Origin of the sequence: Dietzia lutea (genome assembly GCF_003096075.1) — a bacterium.
In the GTDB taxonomy this organism is placed as follows: domain Bacteria; phylum Actinomycetota; class Actinomycetes; order Mycobacteriales; family Mycobacteriaceae; genus Dietzia; species Dietzia lutea.
In genome coordinates this window covers 425,672-446,742 of sequence record NZ_CP015449.1, presented here as the reverse complement: position 1 = coordinate 446,742, position 21,071 = coordinate 425,672, and the positions used below count along the sequence as shown (strand labels likewise).

General features: G+C 72.9%; 10 protein-coding genes. 7 read left to right on the top strand and 3 right to left on the bottom strand.

The features are described from left to right. Nucleotides 1-3: 3 nt before the first annotated feature. Nucleotides 4-552, bottom strand: a complete 549-nt coding sequence (locus A6035_RS01975; RefSeq protein WP_341867179.1) for a GtrA family protein — start codon at nt 550-552, stop codon at nt 4-6. Nucleotides 553-885: 333 nt separating this feature from the next. On the opposite strand from A6035_RS01975, the gene A6035_RS01970 reads away from it, so the two are divergent. The 7 genes from A6035_RS01970 (at nt 886) to A6035_RS01940 (ending at nt 14,068) form a co-directional block, all read left to right on the top strand. After that, nucleotides 886-1,068, top strand: a complete 183-nt coding sequence (locus A6035_RS01970) for a hypothetical protein (protein ID WP_063972292.1) — start codon at nt 886-888, stop codon at nt 1,066-1,068. A gap of 95 nt (nt 1,069-1,163) precedes the next feature. Next, nucleotides 1,164-2,651: a lipase family protein gene (locus tag A6035_RS01965; RefSeq protein ID WP_108846389.1), complete on the top strand. Its 1,488-nt coding sequence runs from the start codon at nt 1,164-1,166 to the stop codon at nt 2,649-2,651. Nucleotides 2,652-3,094: 443 nt separating this feature from the next. Continuing rightward, nucleotides 3,095-4,543, top strand: coding sequence for a decaprenylphosphoryl-beta-D-ribose oxidase (gene dprE1 / locus A6035_RS01960; protein WP_108846388.1), 1,449 nt, complete (start codon nt 3,095-3,097; stop codon nt 4,541-4,543). Between the two features lie 50 nt (nt 4,544-4,593). After that, nucleotides 4,594-5,355 carry a decaprenylphospho-beta-D-erythro-pentofuranosid-2-ulose 2-reductase gene (dprE2, locus tag A6035_RS01955; protein WP_108846387.1) on the top strand — a complete coding sequence of 254 codons (762 nt, stop codon included), beginning with the start codon at nt 4,594-4,596 and terminating at the stop codon, nt 5,353-5,355. Nucleotides 5,356-5,357: 2 nt separating this feature from the next. After that, nucleotides 5,358-7,301 (top strand): arabinofuranosyltransferase, encoded by a 1,944-nt coding sequence (locus A6035_RS01950; RefSeq protein WP_108846386.1) that lies wholly within the window; start codon nt 5,358-5,360, stop codon nt 7,299-7,301. A gap of 106 nt (nt 7,302-7,407) precedes the next feature. Next, complete coding sequence (locus A6035_RS01945) at nt 7,408-10,686, top strand: arabinosyltransferase domain-containing protein (protein WP_167400755.1); 3,279 nt, start codon at nt 7,408-7,410, stop codon at nt 10,684-10,686. Between the two features lie 22 nt (nt 10,687-10,708). Beyond that, nucleotides 10,709-14,068 carry an arabinosyltransferase domain-containing protein gene (locus A6035_RS01940; protein WP_108846384.1) on the top strand — a complete coding sequence of 1,120 codons (3,360 nt, stop codon included), beginning with the start codon at nt 10,709-10,711 and terminating at the stop codon, nt 14,066-14,068. A gap of 383 nt (nt 14,069-14,451) precedes the next feature. Here the strand turns inward: A6035_RS01940 and A6035_RS01935 are convergent, their stop codons facing one another. Next, nucleotides 14,452-15,945: an acyl-CoA carboxylase subunit beta gene (locus tag A6035_RS01935; RefSeq protein WP_108849019.1), complete on the bottom strand. Its 1,494-nt coding sequence runs from the start codon at nt 15,943-15,945 to the stop codon at nt 14,452-14,454. 56 nt (nt 15,946-16,001) lie between these two features. Beyond that, nucleotides 16,002-21,014 (bottom strand): polyketide synthase Pks13, encoded by a 5,013-nt coding sequence (gene pks13, locus A6035_RS01930; RefSeq protein WP_108846383.1) that lies wholly within the window; start codon nt 21,012-21,014, stop codon nt 16,002-16,004. Nucleotides 21,015-21,071: the final 57 nt, after the last annotated feature.

Genomic DNA, 21,071 nt, shown 5'->3' with positions numbered 1-21,071 from the left:
CGGTCAGCGGACCCGGAAGATCACGGTCCGCTGGACGATGAAGTTGGTGACCGTCGCGACGCCCTGGGCGATGACGTACCCGATGGTCGTGGCCCAGAAGGTGCTCCAGTCCAGGCCGTGGAAGAACGGCACGAGGACCATGAACAGACCCCACTGCACGCCGAACATGAGGGCGTACAGGCACATCGTGGCGATGAAGCGCGCCCGCGACGGCTCGGCCCGGAACGTCCACCGGCGGTTGATGCCGTACGCGGTGAGCGTGCCCGCGACGAACGACAGCGCCTTGGCAGGGCCGTGGCCCAGGCCGGCCAGCATGAGCAGCTGGAGCAGGCCGTAGTCGACGACCGCCGACAGCACCCCGGTGAGGAAGAACCGCACGATCTGCGTCCTGAGATCGGTGCCCTCCCGCGGGTCGGACTCGCGGTGCGCCTCGAGCGGGTCCACGGCGCCCCGCAGCGAGTCCAGGACGGAATCGGCGGGATCGACCGGGTCGGCGGGATCGGCGGAGTCGCTCCTGGCGTCGGCGTCTCTCGGGGAAGAACTCACCAGCACAGGGTAGGCCGCGGCTCCGACGAGTGAACATCCACACAGGGGCTTGTGCGGCACCGGCGGGCGTGTCATCCTTTTCTCCATCGCGGGCACACCGGCCCGTTTCCGGTCGAACCGTCCGGCGACACCTCCGCCGACCACGTCCGACCCCGCTGGAGCGATCCGCTCGCGGCACACCCCATCTCTTCTCGGCGCCCACACCACGAGGTCCGCGCCTTCTCCCCGGGTGAGCCGCCGTCGCCTCCACCCGCACGCACCCGAACGACCCCCGTCGTCGTCCCGCCCCAGCGGTGACGAGCCGGGGCCGTCGTCCTTCCACGACCAGGAGTGAGTCCCATGTCGCAGTACCGCAGTCCCGCCATGAACAACGCGCCGACCGCGTTCTCCTACACGCCAACCGGGCGGGCGATCCCGCCGTCGTCGCCGCTGCGCACGCCCAACCGCCGCCCGGCGTCGCCGTCGTACACGCCCACCGGACGCGTCGTCCTGTCGACGCCCGCCACCCGCGGCTCCGCGTAGGGCGAGCCCACCTCCGTACCCGCGGTTCGCGCGCGCCGGTCACCCCCGGCGCGCGCGACGCGTCCGCCGCTGACCGCGCCGTATACCGTGAGCGTATGAGGTCGCGGCGTCCCCTCCGTTCCGGCCGCGCGGTCGCGGCGGCACTTCTGGCGCTGGCGTGCGCGCTCTCCGCGTCGCCCGCCGGGGCCGCTCAGCCCACCGGTACGGCACCGTCCGCGGGGGCGGCGCCGTCCGCGGTCGCGGCGCCGTCCGCGGGCGCGGCGCCGTCCGCGGGCGCGGCGCCGTCCGCGGGCGCGGCGTCGTACGGGGGCGCGGTCCCCGATCCGTTCGCCGCGCTCCGGCCCGTTCCCGAGCACGAGCGCACGCCCGAGCGCTACCTGCCCAGCCCGTCCCCGGACCCGTGGTACTCGTCGCCGCCGGCCGTGGACCCCGCGACCGCCCCGGGGACGATCCTCGCCTCGCGGGACGTGACGATCCCGCCGCACAACGTCCGCAACTTCGGCCGCGGCTGGCAGGTCCTGGTCCAGAGCACCGACTCCCACGACCGCCCGCAGCAGATAGTGTCGACCCTCATCGAGCCCGCCACCCAGTGGCCCGGGCCCGGTCCGCGGCCGCTCGTGTCGTTCAACGTCACGATCGACTCGCTCGGCCTGACGTGCATGCCGTCCCACACGCTGCCGCACACGTTCAACCTCGAACTCCCGCCGTTCCTGCAGATCCTCGCCGACCGCGGCTACGGCCTGGTCGTCACCGACTTCCAGGGGCCCAAGGCGGCCTATGCGGCGGGGCGCGCCAACGGCCGCGCGGTCCTCGACGGGATCCGCGCCGCCCGCGCCTTCGTCCCGCCCGGTGACGCCGGCCCGTTGTTCGCCGACTCGCGCGTCGTGCAGGTCGGCTACTCCGGCGGCGGCATCGCCACGGGCTGGGCCGCCCAGCTGCAACCCGTGTACGCCCCCGAGCTGACCGGCGTGCTCGTCGGCTCATCGGTCGGCGGCGTGCCCTCCGACTACTCCGACCTGTTCGACACGATGGACGGCACGATCGCCTCCGGCCTCTACCGCGCCGCCGTCCTGGGCCTGGCGCGCGAGTACCCCGAGCTGTACCCGCTGCTCAACGACACCGGCGACGTGATCGCGCACCACCTCCGCGACGCCTGCGCCGCCGCCAACACCGCCGGCGGGCTCATCCCGGCGCCGCTGTCCGCGCTGACCGACGTCGACCCCCGCACCGACCCCACGGTCGCGGCCGTCCTGACCCGCAACCGCCTGGGCACCCCCGATCCCGCCCACGGCGCGGACCCGCGGGAGGTGCCGACCGGGCCGGTCCAGGTCTGGCACGGTGACGCCGCCGCCCCGATCGGCCCCGGCCCGGGCTCCTCGCAGGGGCCGGGCGACCTGTTCGTCCCCGAGTGGACGGCCCGCCGGCTGGCGGACGAGTGGTGCGCGGCCGGTGCCGACGTCGAGTACACGCCGGTACCCGGCGAGCACATCCTCGCGGCGTACACCGCGGTCGGCCCGGCGTTGGACTGGGTCGACGACCGTGCCCGCGGCGTCCCCTTCACCTCCGGCTGCAGGCCCGACTGACCGGCGCGGGTCGGAGAGGTCCGCGGTGGCGGACGGCGGGGTCAGCGGCGTTGATCCGCCCTGCGGTCGATCCGCAGCGCGGCGGGTCCACAGAGCGGCGGGTCCACAGAGCGGTAGGTCCGCAGCGCGGTGGGTCCGCAGCGCGGTAGCCGCTCCGAGGGCGAAGCACCCGCGGGCCCGGCGGGCCGAGCAGACCGCCAGCGCGACCGGCACCGGATGCGCTGCCTCATCGCCCTACGCTGGCTCTTCGCCAGATTCGGCGGGGTTGCGCTGGCGGAATCGACCACGGCGGGCGCGTAAGTCGAAGACGCAGCGTATGTCGGCGCGGTCGCGCTGGCTGAGTGCACACCGGCCGCGGCGGGCGTGGCGTGCGGGCCGCCGCGGGTGCCCGGCGGGGACGTCGCGGGAGGGCTCCGACGCCGGCGAGCGGTAACCTCGACCGCGTGAGCACCGCGCAGAACACCACACCGGCCCCGACCGCGCTGGACACCGAGCTCCGGCGCCTGACCGGCTGGGGCCGCACCGCCCCGGCGTTGAGCCACGTGCTGACCCCGCGCTCGGTCGACGAGATCTCCGCGGCCGTCGCGGCGGTCAACGACTCCAACGCCTCCTCCCCGGCCCACCTGCGGCGCGGCGTGGTCGCCCGCGGGCTCGGCCGCTCGTACGGCGACAGCGCCCAGAACTCCGGCGGGCTCGTCGTGGACATGAGCCGGTTCAACCGCATCCACGAGCTCAACGCCGAGAGGGCGCTGGCCGTGGTCGACGCGGGCGTCAACCTCGACCAGCTCATGCGGGCGGCCCTGCCGTTCGGACTGTGGGTGCCGGTCCTGCCGGGCACGAGGCAGGTGACCGTCGGCGGCGCGATCGGCCACGACATCCACGGCAAGAACCACCACTCCGCCGGCTCATTCGGCAACCACGTCACGCGCATGGAACTGCTGGTCGCGGACGGCCGCGTGCTCACGCTCGAGCCGGGCGGCTCCGCCGACGACCCCGACGGCACGCTGTTCTGGGCCACCGTCGGCGGCAACGGACTCACCGGCATCATCCTCAAGGTGTGGATCTCCATGACCCGCACCGAGACCGCCTACTTCCTGGCCGACTCCGACCAGACCGGCTCGCTCGACGAGACGATCGCCCTGCACACCGACGGGTCAGAGTCGAAATACACCTACTCGTCCGCGTGGTTCGACGCGATCAGCGCGCCGCCGAAGCTCGGCCGCGCGGCGGTCTCCCGCGGCTCGCTCGCCACGCTCGCCCAGCTCGAGGAGTACGCGCCGAAGCTGGCGAAGAACCCGCTGGCGATGGACGCCAAGCCGCTCATCACGTTCCCGGACGTGTTCCCCAACGGCCTGGCCAACAAGTACACCTTCGGCCCCATCGGCGAGGTCTACTACCGCCTCGGCGGGACGTCGCGGAACCAGATCAAGACGCTGCCGGCGTTCTACCACATGCTCGACCTGTTCTCGGAGTGGAACCGGGCGTACGGATCCAAGGGGTTCCTGCAGTACCAGTTCATCGTCCCGCCGGGCGCGGTCGAGGGTTTCAAGGAGATCATCGGCGACATCCAGCGCTCGGGGCACTACTCGTTCCTCAACGTGTTCAAGCTGTTCGGCCCCGGGAACCAGGCCCCGCTGTCCTTCCCCATGGAGGGCTGGAACGTGTGCGTGGACTTCCCCATCAACGACCGGCTCAACAGCTTCGTCAACCACCTCGACGCCAAGGTCATGTCGATGGGCGGGCGGCTCTACACGGCCAAGGACTCGCGCGTCCCGGCCGAGCGGTTCCACGCCATGTACCCCGAGATCGACTCGTGGATCGCCACCCGCCGCGGCATCGACCCCCACGGGGTGTTCGCCTCCGACATGGGCCGGCGGCTCGAACTGCTCTGACCGGGTGAGCGCCCCCGGCGGTGTCGGACGCCCTCGGTAGACTCCTGCCCATGATCAATGCCGTCGGCGTCCCCCAGACCCTGCTCCTGCTCGGTGGAACCTCCGAGATCGGCCTGGCCATCTGCGCCGAGTACCTGCAGCAGGGCCCGATGCGCGTGATCCTGGCCTGCCTGCCCGGTGACCCCGGTGTGGAGGACGCGCGGGCGGAGATGACGGCCGCCGGCGCGAGCGCCGTGGAGGTCGTGGACTTCGACGCCGCGGCCACCGACACGCACCCGGCGGCGTTCGAGACGATCTTCGCCGGCGGGGACGTCGACGTGGCGATCGTCGCGTTCGGCCTCCTCGGGGAGAACGAGGAACTCTGGTCCGACCAGCGCAAGGCCGTCCAGATCGCGCAGATCAACTACACCGGCGCGGTCTCGGTGGGCGTGCTGCTCGCCGAGCGGATGAAGGCCCAGGGCTTCGGCCGGATCATCGCCATGAGTTCGGCCGCCGGCCTGCGGGCCCGCCGCTCCAACTTCGTCTACGGCTCCACCAAGGCGGGTCTGGACTCCTTCTACACCGGTCTCGGGTACGCACTCGACGAGCACGGGGTGGACGTCCTGGTGATCCGGCCCGGCCAGGTGCGCACCCGGATGTCGGCGCACGTCAAGGAGGCGCCGCTGACCATCAACAAGGAGGAGGTCGCCCGCATCGCGGTGAAGAACGCCGGCGCCGGTAAGGGCGCGGTCTTCGCCCCCGCCGCGTTCGGCGGGGTCATGGCCGTGCTCACGCACGTGCCGCGCCCCATCTTCCGCAAGCTCCCCTTCTGACCATGCCGCCGGCACTCCGCGGACCCGGTCTGGCCGGGGCGGCGACGCTGCTCGCCGCAGCCGTCACCGCCGTGGTCCTGGTCGGCTTCTCGCTCGTCTCCTTCCCCGCCTACGGCAACTCCAACGTCCTGCGGGCGCTGACCGTGGTCGGTCAGACCGCCGCGGTCGCGCTGGTGGCGGCGGGCATCCTCGCCGCGCGCGCCGGAGAGCGGCCGGGAGGTCGGCCCGCGCTGGTGCGGCTGGGCAAGCTCGCCGCCCCCACCGGCTCGGCGCTGCTGGTGGCGGCCACGCTGGGCATCCCGCTGGCGGCGTCGCGGCTGTACCTGCACGGCGTGAGCGTGGACCAGGAGTTCCGCACCCAGTTCCTCGGCCGCTCGGCGACCTCGCTCGGGCTGCCCGACATGGCGTACATCGACCTGCCGTCGTTCTACCCGTCGGGGTGGTTCTGGCTGGGCGGCCGGTTCGCCAACCTCGTGGGTCTCGAGGGCTGGGCGGCGTTCAAGCCGTGGGCGATCCTGTCGCTGGCCGTTGCGGCCGCGCTGGTCACTGTGCTGTGGACGCGGATCCTGCGCACCGACCTCGGCGCCGCGGTGGGCCTGGTCTCGACCTCGATCGTGCTCGCCTACGGCAGCCCCGAGCCGTACGGCGCCGTGGTGGCGCTGTTCCTGCCGCCGGTCCTCATCCTCGCGTGGCACGCGGTCAGCCCGACGGCCCGCCACGCCGGCCGCGGCGCCACCGTGGCCACGACCCTCTTCCTCGGGGCCTCGGCCTGCACCTACACGCTGTACACCGGCCTGGCGGCGGGCACGGTCGTCCTCATGGCGCTCGTCGCGACCGTCGCCGCGGTGCTCGCCGCGCGGCGCGGTCGACGCGTGATCCCGCTCTGGCTGCCCGCGGCCCGCCTCGCCGTGATCGGGTTCGGGTCGATCTTCATCGCCCTGCTCGTGTGGGCGCCCTACCTGCTGGCCGCGCTCCGCGGCGAGCCCGCCGACTCCGGCACGGCCATGCACTACCTGCCCGAGGCCGGGGCGCGGTTGCCGCTGCCCATGACCGCGGGCGGCCTGACCGGTTGGGTGTGCCTGGCCGGCCTGGTGTGGATCATCGCGCGGGCGTGGACCTCGCGCCGCGCGCAGGCACTCGGCTTGGGCGTCGTGGCCGTCTACCTGTGGTGCCTGGCCTCGATGGCCGTCACCGTCCTGGGCACCACCATGCTGGGGTTCCGGCTCGAGCCGGTGCTCATCCTCCTCCTCGTGGTGGCCGGGGTGTTCGCCGTCGTCGACGTCGCCGGGGTCGTCGTCCGCGCGGCCGGGCGACAGGCCGGTGAGGCCCGGCCCGCCGCGGAGGCCGCCGACCGTCGTCAGCGCGCCGGTGCCGTGGTGGGCGTGCTGGCCGCCCTCGCCGTCCTCGCCCACGCGCAGGGGATCCCCGACCATCTGCACGACGAGATCCGGCTGGCCTACACCGACACGGACGGCCACGGCGAGCGGGCCGACCGCTACCCGCCCGGCCCCGAGTCCCACTACGCCGAGGTCGACCGCGTCATCGGAGAGTCGTTCCCCGGCCGCGACCGGACCGACCTCGTCGTCGCCAGCACCGCCGACGCGTTCCTGGCCTACCACCCGTACTTCGCCTATCAGGCCGTCACCTCGCACTACGCCAACCCGCTGGGGCGCTACGCCGACCGCAACGAGTCCATGGTCGCGTGGCAGGACGCCACCAGCGGCGACGAGCTGTTCGCGATGATGCGCTCCACGCCGTGGCGCGGCCCCGACGCGATCGTCACGCGCCGGTCGGGCGACGGCTTCTCCCTGCGCCTGGCCGAGGACACCTACCCCAACGACCCCAACGTCCGCCGCTTCGGCGTCACCATCCCCGGCGAGGCCGTCGAGGGGGAGCACTTCGAGGTCCACGACGTGGGTCCGTTCGCCGTGATCGTGGTGCGGTGATCAGCCGGTGACAGCGGAGCGGACGGGAACCGTGAGACAGGGCGACGACGACGAGGTGCGCGACACCGACGACGGGCGTCCCCTCGGTTTGCACCCGTACCCGGGCATGGACCGCGACCGCCGGTGGGCGGTCATCACCGGCTTCCTCGGGGCGGTCCTGGCGATCCTCGCCGGGTTCCTCCCCGTGCACCAGGACACCACGCGGGTGCAGTGGACGGCCGGGCCCGACTACGCCTCGGTCACCGCCCCGCTCGTCTCCGGGCGACCGCTCGACCTCACCATCACCGCGCCGTGCGCGCCGCTGGCCCAGGTCCCAGAGAACACGATCGTGTTCTCCACCCTGCCGGAGGACGCCCCCGGGCGGATCTCCGACGGGCTGGTGGTCCAACGCGCCGAGGACGCGGCGGGCGACCCGGTCATCGAGGTGGCGGTGCGCAACATCACGCTGCTGTCGGTGCCGCTGTCCACCCTGCGCGACCCCGCGTGCGAGACGCTGAACGTGCGCGCGGAGACGGGCATCCTCGTCGCCGAGTTCACCGGCCTCGAGCGCGACCCGGACGACGCCGACGACGCGGTCCGCGCCGCCGTCCCGGGGACCATGCGCCCGCAGGTCACCGGGGTCTTCACCGACCTCACGCCCGTGACCGCGCCCGACGGCCTCGGCTCGTCCACGGTCGAGGTCACCGTCGACTCCCGGTACTCCTCCAGCCCCACGGCGCTCAAGCTCGTGCTCATGGTGATCGGGGTGCTCGCCACCCTCGCCTCCGTGGTGTTCCTGCACCGCCTCGACGGCATCGACGGCCGCTCGCACCGCCGGTTCGTCCCGCGGTCCTGGTCGCGGCTGTCCGGGGTCGACGGGGTCGTCATCGGCGTCCTGGGCTTCTGGCACCTCGTGGGCGCCAACACCTCCGACGACGGCTACCTGCTCACCATGGCCCGCTCGGCCGGACCCAGCGGGTACATGGCCAACTACTTCCGTTGGCTCGGCTCCCCCGAGTCCCCGGTCGGCTGGTACTACGAGATCCTGCGCGTGTTCGCCGAGATTTCCACCGCCAGCCCGTGGATGCGGCTGCCCACCCTGCTGTGCGGCATCCTGTCGTGGCTCATCATCAGCCGCGAGGTCGTGCCCCGGCTGGGCCGCCTCGCCCGCACCTGGCGCGGACCGCGCTGGACGGGCGCCGCCCTGTTCCTGGCCTTCTGGATGGCGTTCAACAACGGGCTGCGGCCCGAGCCGGTGATCGCGCTCGGCGCCCTGCTCACGTGGTCGCTGGTCGAGCGGTCCATCGCCACCCGCCGGCTCGTGCCCGGCGTCGCGGCGATCGGCGTGGCCGCGTTCTCCCTCGGCGTCGGCCCCACCGGGCTCATGTGCGTCGCGGCGCTCGCGGCGGGCGCCCGCGAGTTCCTCCGCATGGCCCGCCGGCGCGCGCAGGTGGTCGGCTGGGCCCCGATCCTCGGCCCGGTCCTGGCCGTGGGCCTCGCGCTGCTCTACACCGTGTTCGCCGACCAGACGCTGGCCGCGGTCCTCGAGGCCACCCGCATCCGCACCGAACTCGGGCCGAGCCTGCCCTGGTACGGGGAGAAGGAGCGGTGGGAGGCGCTGTTCGGGGTCTCCGCCGACGGGGGCGTCGCCCGCCGGTTCCCCGTCCTGCTCATGCTCATGTGCCTGGTGCTGGTCACCGCCGTCATGCTGAGGCGCGGAAAGATCCCCGGCGCGGCCGCCGGGCCCTCGCGCCGACTCATCGGCGTCCTCGCGGGATCGCTGCTGTTCCTGGTGTTCACCCCCACCAAATGGACCCACCACTTCGGGGTCTTCGCCGGTCTGGCGGGGGCGCTCGCCGTCCTGGCCGTCATCGCCCTGCGCTCCTCGACGGTCTCGCTCAATCGGAGTCGCTGGCTGGTGTGGGCGGCGCTGTGCTTTGTCGTCGGCCTGTCCACCGCCACCAACAACACCTGGTGGTACGTCTCCGACTACGGCATCCCCTTCTCCGACTCCTTCCCCGCCGTGGGCGCGGTCCAGGTGCAGTACGTCGCGTTCATCGGCGCCCTGGTGTGCCTGCTCATCGCCGGGCTCATCCACTCCGGCCTCGTACCCGAGGAACCCGGCGCCGCCCTGTGGCTCCGGATCCGACGCACGGCGCCGTTCCTGCGGACGCACGCCGACACCCCCGCCGCCCGCCGCCGCACCGACGGCCGGAGCCGTGGGATCGGCGGCACCCCGCTGACGGTGGTCGCGTTCTCCGTGGTGATCTTCGAGCTGATCTCCGCGGTCACCGCCGTGTTCGTCCAGAGCCCCGCCTACAGCGTCGGGCGCGGCAACATCCGCGCGCTGTCCGGCGAACCGTGCGCGCTCGCCGACTCCGTGCTCGTCGAGGAGGACTCCAACGACGGCCTGCTCAGCGCGGTCGGCGCCGGACCCGAGATCTCCCTCGGCGCGGGCGTCGTCAACGGCTTCGCCCCCAACGGCCTGCCGGACTCCATCACCGTCGACAGCGCGGAGACCTCCGGCGCGCTCGCGACCTCCGAGTCCGGCGAACGCGACCCCGGTGACGGCGTGGACGCCGGCACCACCGGCGGCCGCGGCGCCGTCACCGTCAACGGCTCGACCGTCGCGCTGCCGTTCGGTCTCGACCCGGACACCACCCCGGTCCTGGGCTCCTACCGCCGGGGCCCGCAGGTCGCGGCCGAGCTCACCTCCGCGTGGTACGAGTTGCCCGCCCGCAGCGCCAACCGCCCGCTCCTCGTCATGGCGGCCGCCGGACGCATCGGCAACGGCGCCCTGCGCATCGAGTACGGGCGCCCCGGCCGGGTCGGCGCGACCGGGCCCACCGACTTCGAGGTCATGGGCTCCACCACCCCCATCGACGTCGGCCCCGCGCCCGCCTGGCGGAACCTGCGCATCCCGCTCGACTCGATCCCCGAGGACGCCCAGGTCGTGCGCGTGGTGGCCGCGGACGGCAACCTCGACCCCGACCAGTGGCTGGCCGTCACCCCGCCGCGGAACCCGCGGCTGCGGACCCTCGACGAGGTCGTCGGCTACACCGACCCCGTGCTCATCGACTGGGTCGTCGCGCTGGCCTTCCCGTGCCAGCGCCCGTTCGTCCACAACGGGGGCGTCGCCGAGATCCCCCGCTACCGGATCCTCGCCGACCGCGAGTCGTCGTCCGCTGCCAACTGGTGGCAGAGCGCCGGCGGCGGTGGGCCGCTCCTGTGGACCAGGCAGACCGTCGAGGCCATCACCGTCCCCACCTACCTCGACCACGACTGGGCCCGCGACTGGGGCTCACTGCAGCGGTTCGAACCCCTCGACCCGGAGGCCTCTCCCTCCGAACTCCTGCGCGGAAGCGAGGTGCGTTGGGGCTGGACCACGCCGGGTCCGATGAACTGATCGTCGCCTAGAATCGGCTGTCGTGTCAGACTCCTCCCCGGAACCGTCCCCGGCCCGTCCCCCGGCTCCCAGTCCGGCCTCCGGCGCGATCGCCGCCGACCCCCGGGTCGCGAGGCTCCGGCTCATCGCCATCGTCAGCGGCCTCCTGGGCACGCTGTGCTTCCTGGCCCTGCCGTTCCTGCCGGTCTCCCAGACCACCTCGACCGTGCAGTGGCCGCAGAACGGGTCGGTCGGCTCGGTCACCGCGCCCCTTATGGCGCATTCCCCGCAGCAGTTCACCGCCACCGCGCCGTGCGACCTGGTCGGTGAGCTGCCCGCCGACGGGGGCATCCTGCTGTCCACCGCCCCGGCGGGCGGCGAGGAGGCCGGCGACCGCGCCCTGTTCGTCCGGGCCTCCGTCGACACGGTCGACGTGGTCTCCCGCAACCGCGTCATCGTCTCCGCGCCCCGCGACCGGGTCGAGGCCGGCGACTGCACGCAGCTCAGCGTGGTCGCCGCGCCCACCTACGTCGAGGCGTCGTTCGAAGGCATCGACGATGCCGCGCGCCGCGTCGACGCCGACGACCTGCGCCCGATGGTCGTGGGCGTCTACACCGACCTGCCCGCCGACACCGCGGTGCCCGAGGGCCTCGACGTCACCGTGCAGGCCGACTCCCGCTTCACCACCGACCCCACCGCGTGGAAGTGGGCGGCGATCGTCATCGGCCTGCTGTCGACGGCCGTCGCCCTGTGGGCGCTGCACGCGCTGGACCAGACCGACGGCCGCCGCGCACGCCGCTTCCTGCCGCGCGGTTGGTTCCGGATCCGGCCGCCCGACATCGCCGTGATCGGCACGCTCGGCGTCTGGCACTTCGTCGGCGGCAACACCTCCGACGACGGCTACATCCTGTCCATGGCCCGCGCCGCCGATCCCGCCGGCTACATGGCCAACTACTACCGCTGGTACGGGGTCCCCGAGTCGCCGTTCGGCTCGCCCTACTACGACCTGCTGACGCTGTTCTCCCACGTGTCCACCGCGAGCCCGTGGATGCGGCTGCCCGCTCTCCTGGCCGCGATCCTGTGCTGGCTCGTCATCAGCCGCGAGGTGCTGCCCCGCCTCGGACGCGCCGCCCGCACCACCCCGGTCGTCGTGTGGAGCGCCGCCGCCGTCTTCCTCGCCTTCTGGATGGCCTTCAACAACGGCCTGCGGCCCGAGCCCATCATCGCGCTGGGCGCGCTGCTGACCTGGGTCTCCGTGGAACGGGCCATCGCCACCCGGCGGATGCTGCCGTTCGCGATCGCCGTCATCATCGCGTCGTTCTCGCTGGCCACCGGTCCCACCGGGCTCATGGCCGTCGCGGCACTGCTGATGGGCCTGCGGGCCGTCGTGCGTACCGTCGTCGTCCGCGGCCGCGTGATCGGCTCGCACCTCGCGCTCGTCGCGCCCGTCCTGGCCTCCGGCACGATGGTGCTGATCTGCGTGTTCGGCGTGCAGACCCTCGCCGCCGTGCTCGAGGCCATCCGGGTCCGCGGCGAAATCGGCCCCAGCCTGAGCTGGTTCGAGGAGTTCGTCCGCTACTACTACCTCATGATCCCGACGGTGGACGGCTCGCTCGCCCGTCGACTGCCGGTCCTGCTGGTGCTGCTCTGTCTCGCCGTCGTCGTCGGCACCCTGCTGCGCCGCGGCAAGGTACCGGGCGCCGCCTCGGGCCCGGTCTGGCGTCTGGTCGGCGTGGTCGTGGGCACCGCCTTCTTCATGATGTTCTCGCCCACCAAGTGGACCCACCACTTCGGTGTCTACGCGGGCATCGGCGGGGCGATCGCCGCCCTCGGCGCCCTGGCGATCTCCGCGTCCGCCGTCCGCACCGCCCGTAACCGCACGCTGTTCCTCGGCGTGATCCTCGTGGTGGTGGCGCTGGCGTTCGCCGGCCCCAACGGCTGGTGGTACGTCTCGAGCTACGGCATCCCCTGGTGGGACAAGGCGCCGAGCATCCGCGGCATCGACGCAGCCACCGTGCTGCTCGTCCTGGCGGTGCTCACGTTCGCCTACGCCGCGTGGCAGCACCTGCGTCGTGACTACACCGGAGACAAGGCGCCCCGGACCACGGAGGGCCGGCGCCGCGTGCGGACCTTCGCCGCGGCACCGATCGCCGTGGTCGCCGGCCTGCTGGTCATCTTCTCGATCGCCTCGTTCGCCAAGGGCGTCCACAAGCAGTTCCCGGCGTACACGATCGCCGAGGGTAACCTCTCCGCGCTCGCCGGGGACCCCTGCATGCTCGCCGACCGCGTCCTCGTCGAGCCCGACACCAACGACGGCATGCTCACCCCGCTCGACGCCACCCCCCTGCCCGACGGCACCGTCGACCCGCAGGACCGTGCCGCGGCCATCGAGGCCGGCGGGAACACCGGGTTCACGCCGGACGGGGTCGCCCCCGACCTGTCCGCCGACGCGGTGGTCGCCGATCCCGGCGCCGCGAACACCACCTCCGAGCCCGGCGGCGGCCCGTCGGTCAACACCGGTGAGAGCGCCGGGACCGGAGGCGGCCGGGGCGCCGAGGGTGTCAACGCCTCGACCGTCGCGCTGCCGTTCGGGCTCGACCCCGCCACGACGCCGGTGCTCGGCTCATTCCTCGTGGGCCCGCAGCGGGAGGCCAGCCTGGAGACGGGCTGGTACCGCCTGCCGGAGAACCGGGAGTCGCATCCCCTGCTGGTCATCTCGGCGGCGGGTCGGATCGGCCGCTTCGACGCGGACGGCATCTACAGGTACGGCCAGAGCGTCGTCGTCGAGTTCGGCCGCTCGGGCGAGGCCGGCGTCGATGCGGTCGGCGAGCCGGTCGTGCCGTTTGACATCGGCCCCGCCCCCACGTGGCGGAACCTGCGCGTGGACATGCAGGACGCCCCCGCGGACGCCGACGTGATGCGTGTCCGGGTCGACGACAATGACCTCACCCCCGAGCAGTGGGCCGCGATCACGCCCCCGCGCGCCCCCGAGCTCGTGACGGTCCAGGAGATGGTGGGGTCCGAGTCGCCGGTCCTGCTGGACTGGGCGGTGAGCCTGCAGTTCCCGTGCCAGCGACCGTTCGAGCACTACGCGGGCGTGGCCGAGCTGCCCGAGTTCCGGATCCTGCCGGACCGACCGCTGGCGGTCAGCGCCACCAGCACGTGGATGTCATACGAGGCCGGTGGGCCGCTGGGCTGGGTGGAGACCGCCCAGCGGGCCCGGACGATCCCGTCGTATCTGCGGCACGACTGGAACCGCGACTGGGGTTCGATCGAGGCCTACACCCCGCTGGGCACCTACCAGGAGGACCCGCCGGCCCCCGCCGAGGTGACCACGGGCACCGAGACCCGCTGGGGCTGGTGGCAGCCCGAGGGGCCGATCCTGGTGACCGACCCCGAGTGACCCGCACAGCGCGCGGGGCCGCGGCGGCCTGACGAGTTCCGCACCGGCCTGACGAGGGCCCGCCGGAGGCAGCAGCTGCCGGCGGGCCCGCGGTCGTTCACACGGGTCCAACCTGAGCTCTCTTCGCGAGCACAGCCGCCCGCCGACATGGCGTCTCGCGCGCACCGCGGCGACGGCGAGACGCCAGGTCCAGGAGCGGCTGCGGCCAGCGCAGGCAGAAGCGGGAGCGAGACGCCAGGTTGAGGAGCGGCTGCGGCCAGCGCAGGCGGAGCAGGCGGCCGGGCGAGTGGGCAGGCGGCGGTCGGGCGACGGCGGCGAAATGCGCGACGGGCGGCCCCCGGAGTCGGTGGGCCGCCCGTCGGAGCGCCGGTCGAGCTAGGAGATCACAGCGGGAAGATGGCGTGCTTGCGCGGCGGCTCGACCCGCGTCTTGTCCCGCAATTGCGCCAGCGCACCGCGCAGCACCAGGCGCGTGTGCGACGGCTCGATCACCGCGTCGATGTAGCCCCGCTCGGCGGCCGTGTACGGCGTCGCGATGAACTCGTTGTACATGTCGATGAGCTGCTTGCGGAGCTTCGGCCCCTCCTCGGGCCCCGCCTCCTCGATCTGCCGACGCTGCAGGAGGTCGACCGCGCCCTCGGCGCCCATCACGGCGATCCGGGCGGTCGGCCACGCGAAGTTGAGGTCACCGCCGAGGTTCTTGGAGCCCATCACGGCATAGGCCCCGCCGTAGGCCTTGCGCACCACGAAGGTCACCTTGGGAACCGACGTCGCAGCCACCGCGAAGCCCATCTTCGCGCCACGGTGGATGATGCCCAGCTTCTCCTGCTCCACGCCGGGCAGGTAGCCGGGGGTGTCCACCACGAAGACCAGCGGGATCGAGTAGGCGTCGCACAGCATCATGTGCCGGGTCGCCTTCTCGGAGGCGTCGATGTCCAGTGAACCGGACAGGTGCAGGGGCTGGTTGGCGACGACGCCCACCGGCTCACCGTCCACGCGCGCGAATCCCGTGATGATGTTGGAGGCGAACTGCCCCGAGGTCTCGACGAACTCGCCGTCGTCGAACATCCGGATCAGCACGTCGTGCATGTCGTACGCGGCGTTGTCCGAGTCCGGGATGATCGTGTCGAGCTGCAGGTCCGACTCCGTCGTCTCCGGCTCGAGTCCCGGGTTGATCCGCGGGGCCTTCTCGCTCGCCGACGACGGCAGGTAGCTGAGCAGGTTGCGCACGTACATGAACGCCTCGTGCTCGCTGACCGCCACGTGATTGACGTTGCCCCGCTTCGCCTGCTGGAGCGCGGAACCGAGCTCGTCCATCGTGACGTCCTCGCCGGTCACCTGACGGATGACGTCGGGGCCGGTGACGAACATGTACGCCTGGTCCTGGACGGCGACCACGAAGTCGGTCGTCACGGGCGCGTACACGGCACCGCCCGCGCACTTGCCCAGCATGATCGAGATCTGCGGCACGTAGCCCGACGCGGGGTACTGACGCCGCGAGATCTCCGAGTAGTACGCGAGCGAGGTGACGGCGTCCTGGACGCGGGCACCGCCGGAGTCGTTGATGCCGATGATCGGGCAGCCGATCTTGATCGCGAAGTCCATGATGGCGCAGACCTTCTTGCCGAAGCCCTCGCCGACGGACCCGCCGAACACCGTGTTGTCGTGCGCGTACACGGCCACCGGGCGGCCGTCGATCGTGCCGCGCCCGGTCACCACGCCGTCGCCGAACGGGTTGTCGGGATTACCCGGCGCCTTGGCCAGCTGGCCCATCTCCACGAAGCTGCCCGCGTCGAGGAGCTCGGCGATCCGCTGCCGCGGCGGCGTGTGCCCCGCGGCGTCGCGGCGGGCCTTGGCCCGATCGCTACCCGGGTCCATGGCCTGCTCGGTCTTGACCCGCAGTTCAGCGAGCTTCTCCGCGGTCGTCTTCGCCGTCACGCGTTCGTTCCCTTCCGTACGCCCGCGTCGAGCTCCGTGAGCCGACGCGCCAGATGCTTACCGACCGTACCGACCACCGGCTCGTCGACCATCGCGAGGTGGTCCCCCTCGAGGTGGACCACCTCCAGATCGGTCACCACGGCGGCCCAGCCGCCGTCCGGGTCGATGCGCTCGTAGCGCGGCTCCAGTTCGATCGCCCCGTCGTGCATCCGCTCGGCCCGGTACAGCACGAACGGCACCTCGGCGCCGACGCCGGCCCACGAGCTCATGTCCGCGCTCTGCAGGATGCGGTTGTCCACGAAGCTGGCCCGCTGGTGCTCGATCACGCCACCGCCCATCGCGTTGGCCTCGGCGCCCAGCACCCCCATCAACATGTCCAGCACGCCGTCCTCACCGTGCTCGGCCAGGAAGTCGCGCGGCACCTCCACGTCGAGCCCGTACGTCCGCTTCGCGAACTCCGAGTACCGCTTCCAGCGCGCCTCGGCCTCGTCGAGCGTGTCCGGGATCGGCTCGGACGGCTGCACGGTGTCCAGTAGGACGACCAGCGAGACGTCGTCGCCCGCGGCCCGCAGCTGGCGGGCCACCTCGACGGCCAACGCGCCGCCGAAGGACCAGCCGCCCAGCGCCACCGTGCGGCCGGCGGCGAGCTCGCGGATCCGCTCGAGGTAGCTGGCGGCACGCGCCTCCAGCGGACCCTCGACGCGCTCGACGCCGTACACCGGGGTGCCCTCGCCGAGGCGCTCGACGAGCGGCTCGTAGACGAACGACGATCCGCCGGCCGCGTGGAACAGGAACAGCGGCGTGCGTCCCTCCTGCCCCTGCGCGAGCACGCGGATGTTGCCCTCCACGGCGACCTCGGTGAACGGGCGCAGCAGATCGGCCACCTCGGCGATCGTCGTCGCCCCGGCCAGCTGGTCGGCGGTGATGTCGCCGCCGGACCGCTCGGACAGTCGCCGGGCCAGCGCCTCGCGGGTGGCCTCGTCGATCGGGGGCAGCGCGCCGGTCACGCCGGGCGCCGCCGCGCCGGTCACCACGGCCCACGCGCCGAACGCCATGCGCTCGGTGTCGTCGCGCGGGGCGACGGACACGGCGTCGCCGGCCGGGGCCGCGCCGTCGGTGGAGTCGCCGTCGCGCAGGGCCGCCACGTCCACGGCGCCCTCACCGCGGGCCTGCTGGGCCGCCAGCTCTCCGACCTCCTCCGGGTTCTCCACCGCGAACCGGACCATCTCCGCCACATCGTTCAGCGACGCGTCACGCATGGCCTGCAACTCGAGCGGCGGGATGGAGAACTCGTGCTCGACGCGGTTCTTGATCCGCACGGCCATGAGCGAATCCAGGCCGAGATCGAGCAGTGCCAGCTCCCTCGGCAGGTCGTCGGGGCTGTACCCCATCGAGGAGCCGATGATCCGGGCGAGCCTGTCGCTGATCGACTCGCCGGACTCGGGGTTCCAGCGGGTGTCGGCCTCGTCGTCGTCCTCGTCCTCGGCGACCACCGGGGCGTCGGACTCGTCCGACTCGAAGTGCGGCATCTCCGGTGCCGTCGACGGATCGATCGGCGCGCCACCACTGACCGCACCGGAGGCGACCAGCACGAACGGCGCGGACTCCTCGTCCGACCGGGCGTGGACCTGCAGCGACGCCCCGCCCGGGTGCGGGGTCAGGGTCGTGGTGACCGATCCCGAGGCGGGGAGGACGCCGGGCCGGTCGACGGCGGTGAGGGTCGCGCCCTCGACCACCGCGGCGGCCGCGGCGGACATCAGCGCGTCCACGCTGGGCACCACCTCGGCGCGGACCTGCCATGCGTGGCGGCCGTCGGGCAGCGCGACGTACGACCCCGGCATACGGCCGTCACCGGAGCCGCCACCCGCGGTGACCTCGGGCCACAGGGTGCGGCGCTTCCACGCGGTGCCCGGCACCGGCGCGTACCGGTCGGGGCCGGTGACGTAGCCGTGGATCATCTCCACGACGCTGGGCATGTCGATCGTGTGCCCGTGGACGTACAGCTGCGCGATCGCGTGCAGCAGCGTGTCGGCCTCGGACTCCTTGCGCTTGAGCGCGTGGAGGAGGTTGGGCTCCATGAGACCGGCGTCGAAGCACGTCGCGGCCACCGACATCGCGGCCACCGGGTTGGGGGCCAGCTCGAGGAAGGTCACGTACCCGGCGTCGACGGCCTTGCGCACGGCGTGGGTGAACCACACGGAGTGACGCATGCCCTTGACCCAGTACTCCTCCGCGTGGACCGGCTCGTGGCCGGCGCGGTAGAAGGTCTCGCGGTCGACGGAGGAGAACAGCCCGGAGGTGAGCTCGCGCGGCTCGAGGCCGGCGATCTCCGCGGCCAGCTCGCCCAGCAGCATGTCGACGTCCGAGGTGTGCCCGGCCCCGCGGACCTGCAGCTGACGGGCGAACTTGCCCTGCTCCTCCACCCACGCGACGAAGTCGGCGACGGGCTTGGCGCGGCCGCCGACCGTGGTGTGGGTGGGCGCGGCGTAGACGGCGGGCTCGATGGAGGCGAACTGCGGGTTGTCGGCGATGATCTGCGCGATCTCCTCGGCCGAGTACTCGACCAGCGCCATCGCGCCGGCCTCCTCCTCCGAGACCTGCCCCTCGGCGTCGCCCATGAGGCGCGAGCGCACGGTGATCACGCGCACCGCGTCCTCGAGGTTCAGGCCGCCGGTCGCGTAGGCGGCGGCGACCTCGCCCATCGAGTGGCCGATCACGGCCTCGGGCTTGGCGCCGAGCGCGCGCAGGGTGTCGACCAGCGCCACCTGGATGGCGAAGATGCCGACCTGGGAGTTCTCGAGCTCGTAGGTCTGCGAGTCGTCGAGAATCAACTCGGCGATCCGGTAGCCGGCCTCGAAGTCGATGAGCTCGTCCACCGCGTCCAGGCACGAGGCGAACAGCGGGTTGGACAGGTACAGCTCCTTGGCCATCTTGCGGTGCTGGGAGCCGAAGCCGGAGAACACCCACACGTCGCCGGTACCCGCGGGGGCGTCGGCGCTGAACACGCCGGGGCCCGGGTCGCCGGCGGCCAGTGCGCGCAGTCCGGCGACGAGCTCGGCGCGGGTGTGGCCGACGACCGCGCCGCGCGAGCGGCCGTGGTTGCGGGTGGACAGGGTGCGGGCGACGGCGCCGAGGTCGATCGAGTCGTCCTGCGCCTCGAGCCAGTCCGCGATCTGGCCGGCCGTGGCCTTGCGGCGGGACGGCAGGGACGCGGACACGACCAGCACGGTGGCGGGCGCGCCCGGCACGGCGCTGCCGGTGGTGGCCAGCTCGTCGGCGTTGCGCGCGACGGCCTCGACCACGCAGCGCGAGACGTCGTCCTCGGCGGCCGAGGTGGTGGTCGCGTCGGTGGTGGCCGCCGTGGTCGGGTCGGTGTCGGCCGGGGCGTCGACGACGACGTGGGCCGGCTGCGGCCGGTACTCGGCCACCACCACGTGCGCGTTGGTGCCTCCGAAGCCGAAACCGGAGATGCCGGCGACGGCGCGCCCGCTGTAGCGCGGCCACGGGGTGGTCTCGGTGACCACGCTGAGCCGGGCGGCGTCGAAGTCGATGTACGGGTTGGGGCCCGCGTAGTTGATCGTGGGCGGCACGGCGTCGTGCTGCATGCCCAGGATGATCTTGGCCAGGCCGGCGGCACCGGCCGCGGACTCCATGTGGCCGAAGTTGGTCTTGGCCGAGCCCAGGAGCGTGGGCCGGTCGGCGTCGCGCCCGCGGCCGAGCACCTGCCCCAGGGCGGTGGCCTCGATGGGGTCGCCGAGGATCGTTCCGGTGCCGTGGGCCTCGATGTAGTCGACCTCGCGCGGGTCCACGCCGGCGTCGGCGTAGGCCTGGCGCAGGACGGAGACCTGGGCGTCGGGGTTGGGGGCGGTCATGCCGTTGGAGCGACCGTCCGAGTTCACGGCGGACCCCTTGATGACGGCGAGGACCTCGTCACCGTCCCGTTCCGCCTCGGACAGGCGCTTCAGGATGAACACGCCGCCGCCCTCGGAGCGGCAGATGCCGTTGGCGTCGGAGGAGAACGCCTTGATGCGCCCGTCGGGGCTGAGCGCGGCGCCGGTCTTGGCGAAGCCCATGGTGGCGGCGGGCGCGAGCATCATGTTGACGCCACCGGCCACGACGAGGTCCGACTCGTGCAGGCGCAGGGAGTTGACGGCCTCGTGGATCGCGACCAGCGACGTCGAGCAGGCGGTGTCCAGCGTCATGGACGGGCCGCGGAAGTCGAACGTGTACGAGATCCGGTTGGAGATGATCGAGTTGGAGGCGCCGGTGACCGCGTACGGGGAGGCCGCCGCCGAGTCCGAGGTGAGCAGGACCTGGTAGTCGCTGGACGACGAGCCCATGAACACGCCGACCTCACGGCCCTTGAGGTCACTGGCCGGGATGTGGGCGTTTTCCAGGGCCTCCCAGGTGAGCTCGAGCGCGAGCCGCTGCTGCGGGTCGACCATCTCGGCCTCGCGCGGGCTCATGCCGAAGAACTCGGCGTCGAAGTCCTTGACCTCGGTGTCGTCGAGCCAGCCGCCGCGGTTCGGGGCCTCGGCCAGGACCTGCTGGACGTAGGCGTCGCCCGCCCACTCCGACCAGCGGCCGTCGGGGCGCGGGGTCGTGGCGTCGCGGCCGGAGGCCAGCAGCTCCCAGGTCGCCTCGGGGGTGTCGGCGCCGCCGGGGAAGCGGGTCGCGAACCCGATGACGGCCACGTCGAACTCCATGCCGGCGCCGCGCTCGCGGAAGGTGTGCAGGTCGGTGGGCTCGTCGATCTCCGCCGGCCCGTTGACCACGTACTCGGCGAGCGAGGCGATGGTGGGGTGCTGGTAGGCGACGGTCGCGTCGAGCGGACGGCCGATGAGGTCCTCGAGGTCGGCGGACAGGGACACCGCGTCGCGGGACGACAGACCGTACTCCTCCAGCGAGCGGTCGTCGGTCACCTTGGAGACGTCGAGCCCGGTGGCCCGGCAGACCCAGCCCCGCATCCATTCGCGGAGCTCCACTACCGTCATCTCGCTCTGTGCCATCGTCGTGGCTCGCCTTTCCTCGGGTGTCGTCCGGTGTGTCCCGTCGCGGCGGGGCAC

Excerpts from the sequence above, each read along its gene's own strand:
- A6035_RS01950 (WP_108846386.1), top strand. The coding sequence starts at position 5,358 with ATGCCGCCGGCACTCCGCGGACCCGGTCTGGCCGGGGCGGCGACGCTG.
- dprE2 (WP_108846387.1), top strand. The coding sequence starts at position 4,594 with ATGATCAATGCCGTCGGCGTCCCCCAGACCCTGCTCCTGCTCGGTGGA.
- A6035_RS01970 (WP_063972292.1), top strand. The coding sequence starts at position 886 with ATGTCGCAGTACCGCAGTCCCGCCATGAACAACGCGCCGACCGCGTTC.
- A6035_RS01945 (WP_167400755.1), top strand. The coding sequence starts at position 7,408 with ATGGACCGCGACCGCCGGTGGGCGGTCATCACCGGCTTCCTCGGGGCG.
- A6035_RS01965 (WP_108846389.1), top strand. The coding sequence starts at position 1,164 with ATGAGGTCGCGGCGTCCCCTCCGTTCCGGCCGCGCGGTCGCGGCGGCA.
- A6035_RS01935 (WP_108849019.1), bottom strand. The coding sequence starts at position 15,945 with ATGGACCCGGGTAGCGATCGGGCCAAGGCCCGCCGCGACGCCGCGGGG.
- pks13 (WP_108846383.1), bottom strand. The coding sequence starts at position 21,014 with ATGGCACAGAGCGAGATGACGGTAGTGGAGCTCCGCGAATGGATGCGG.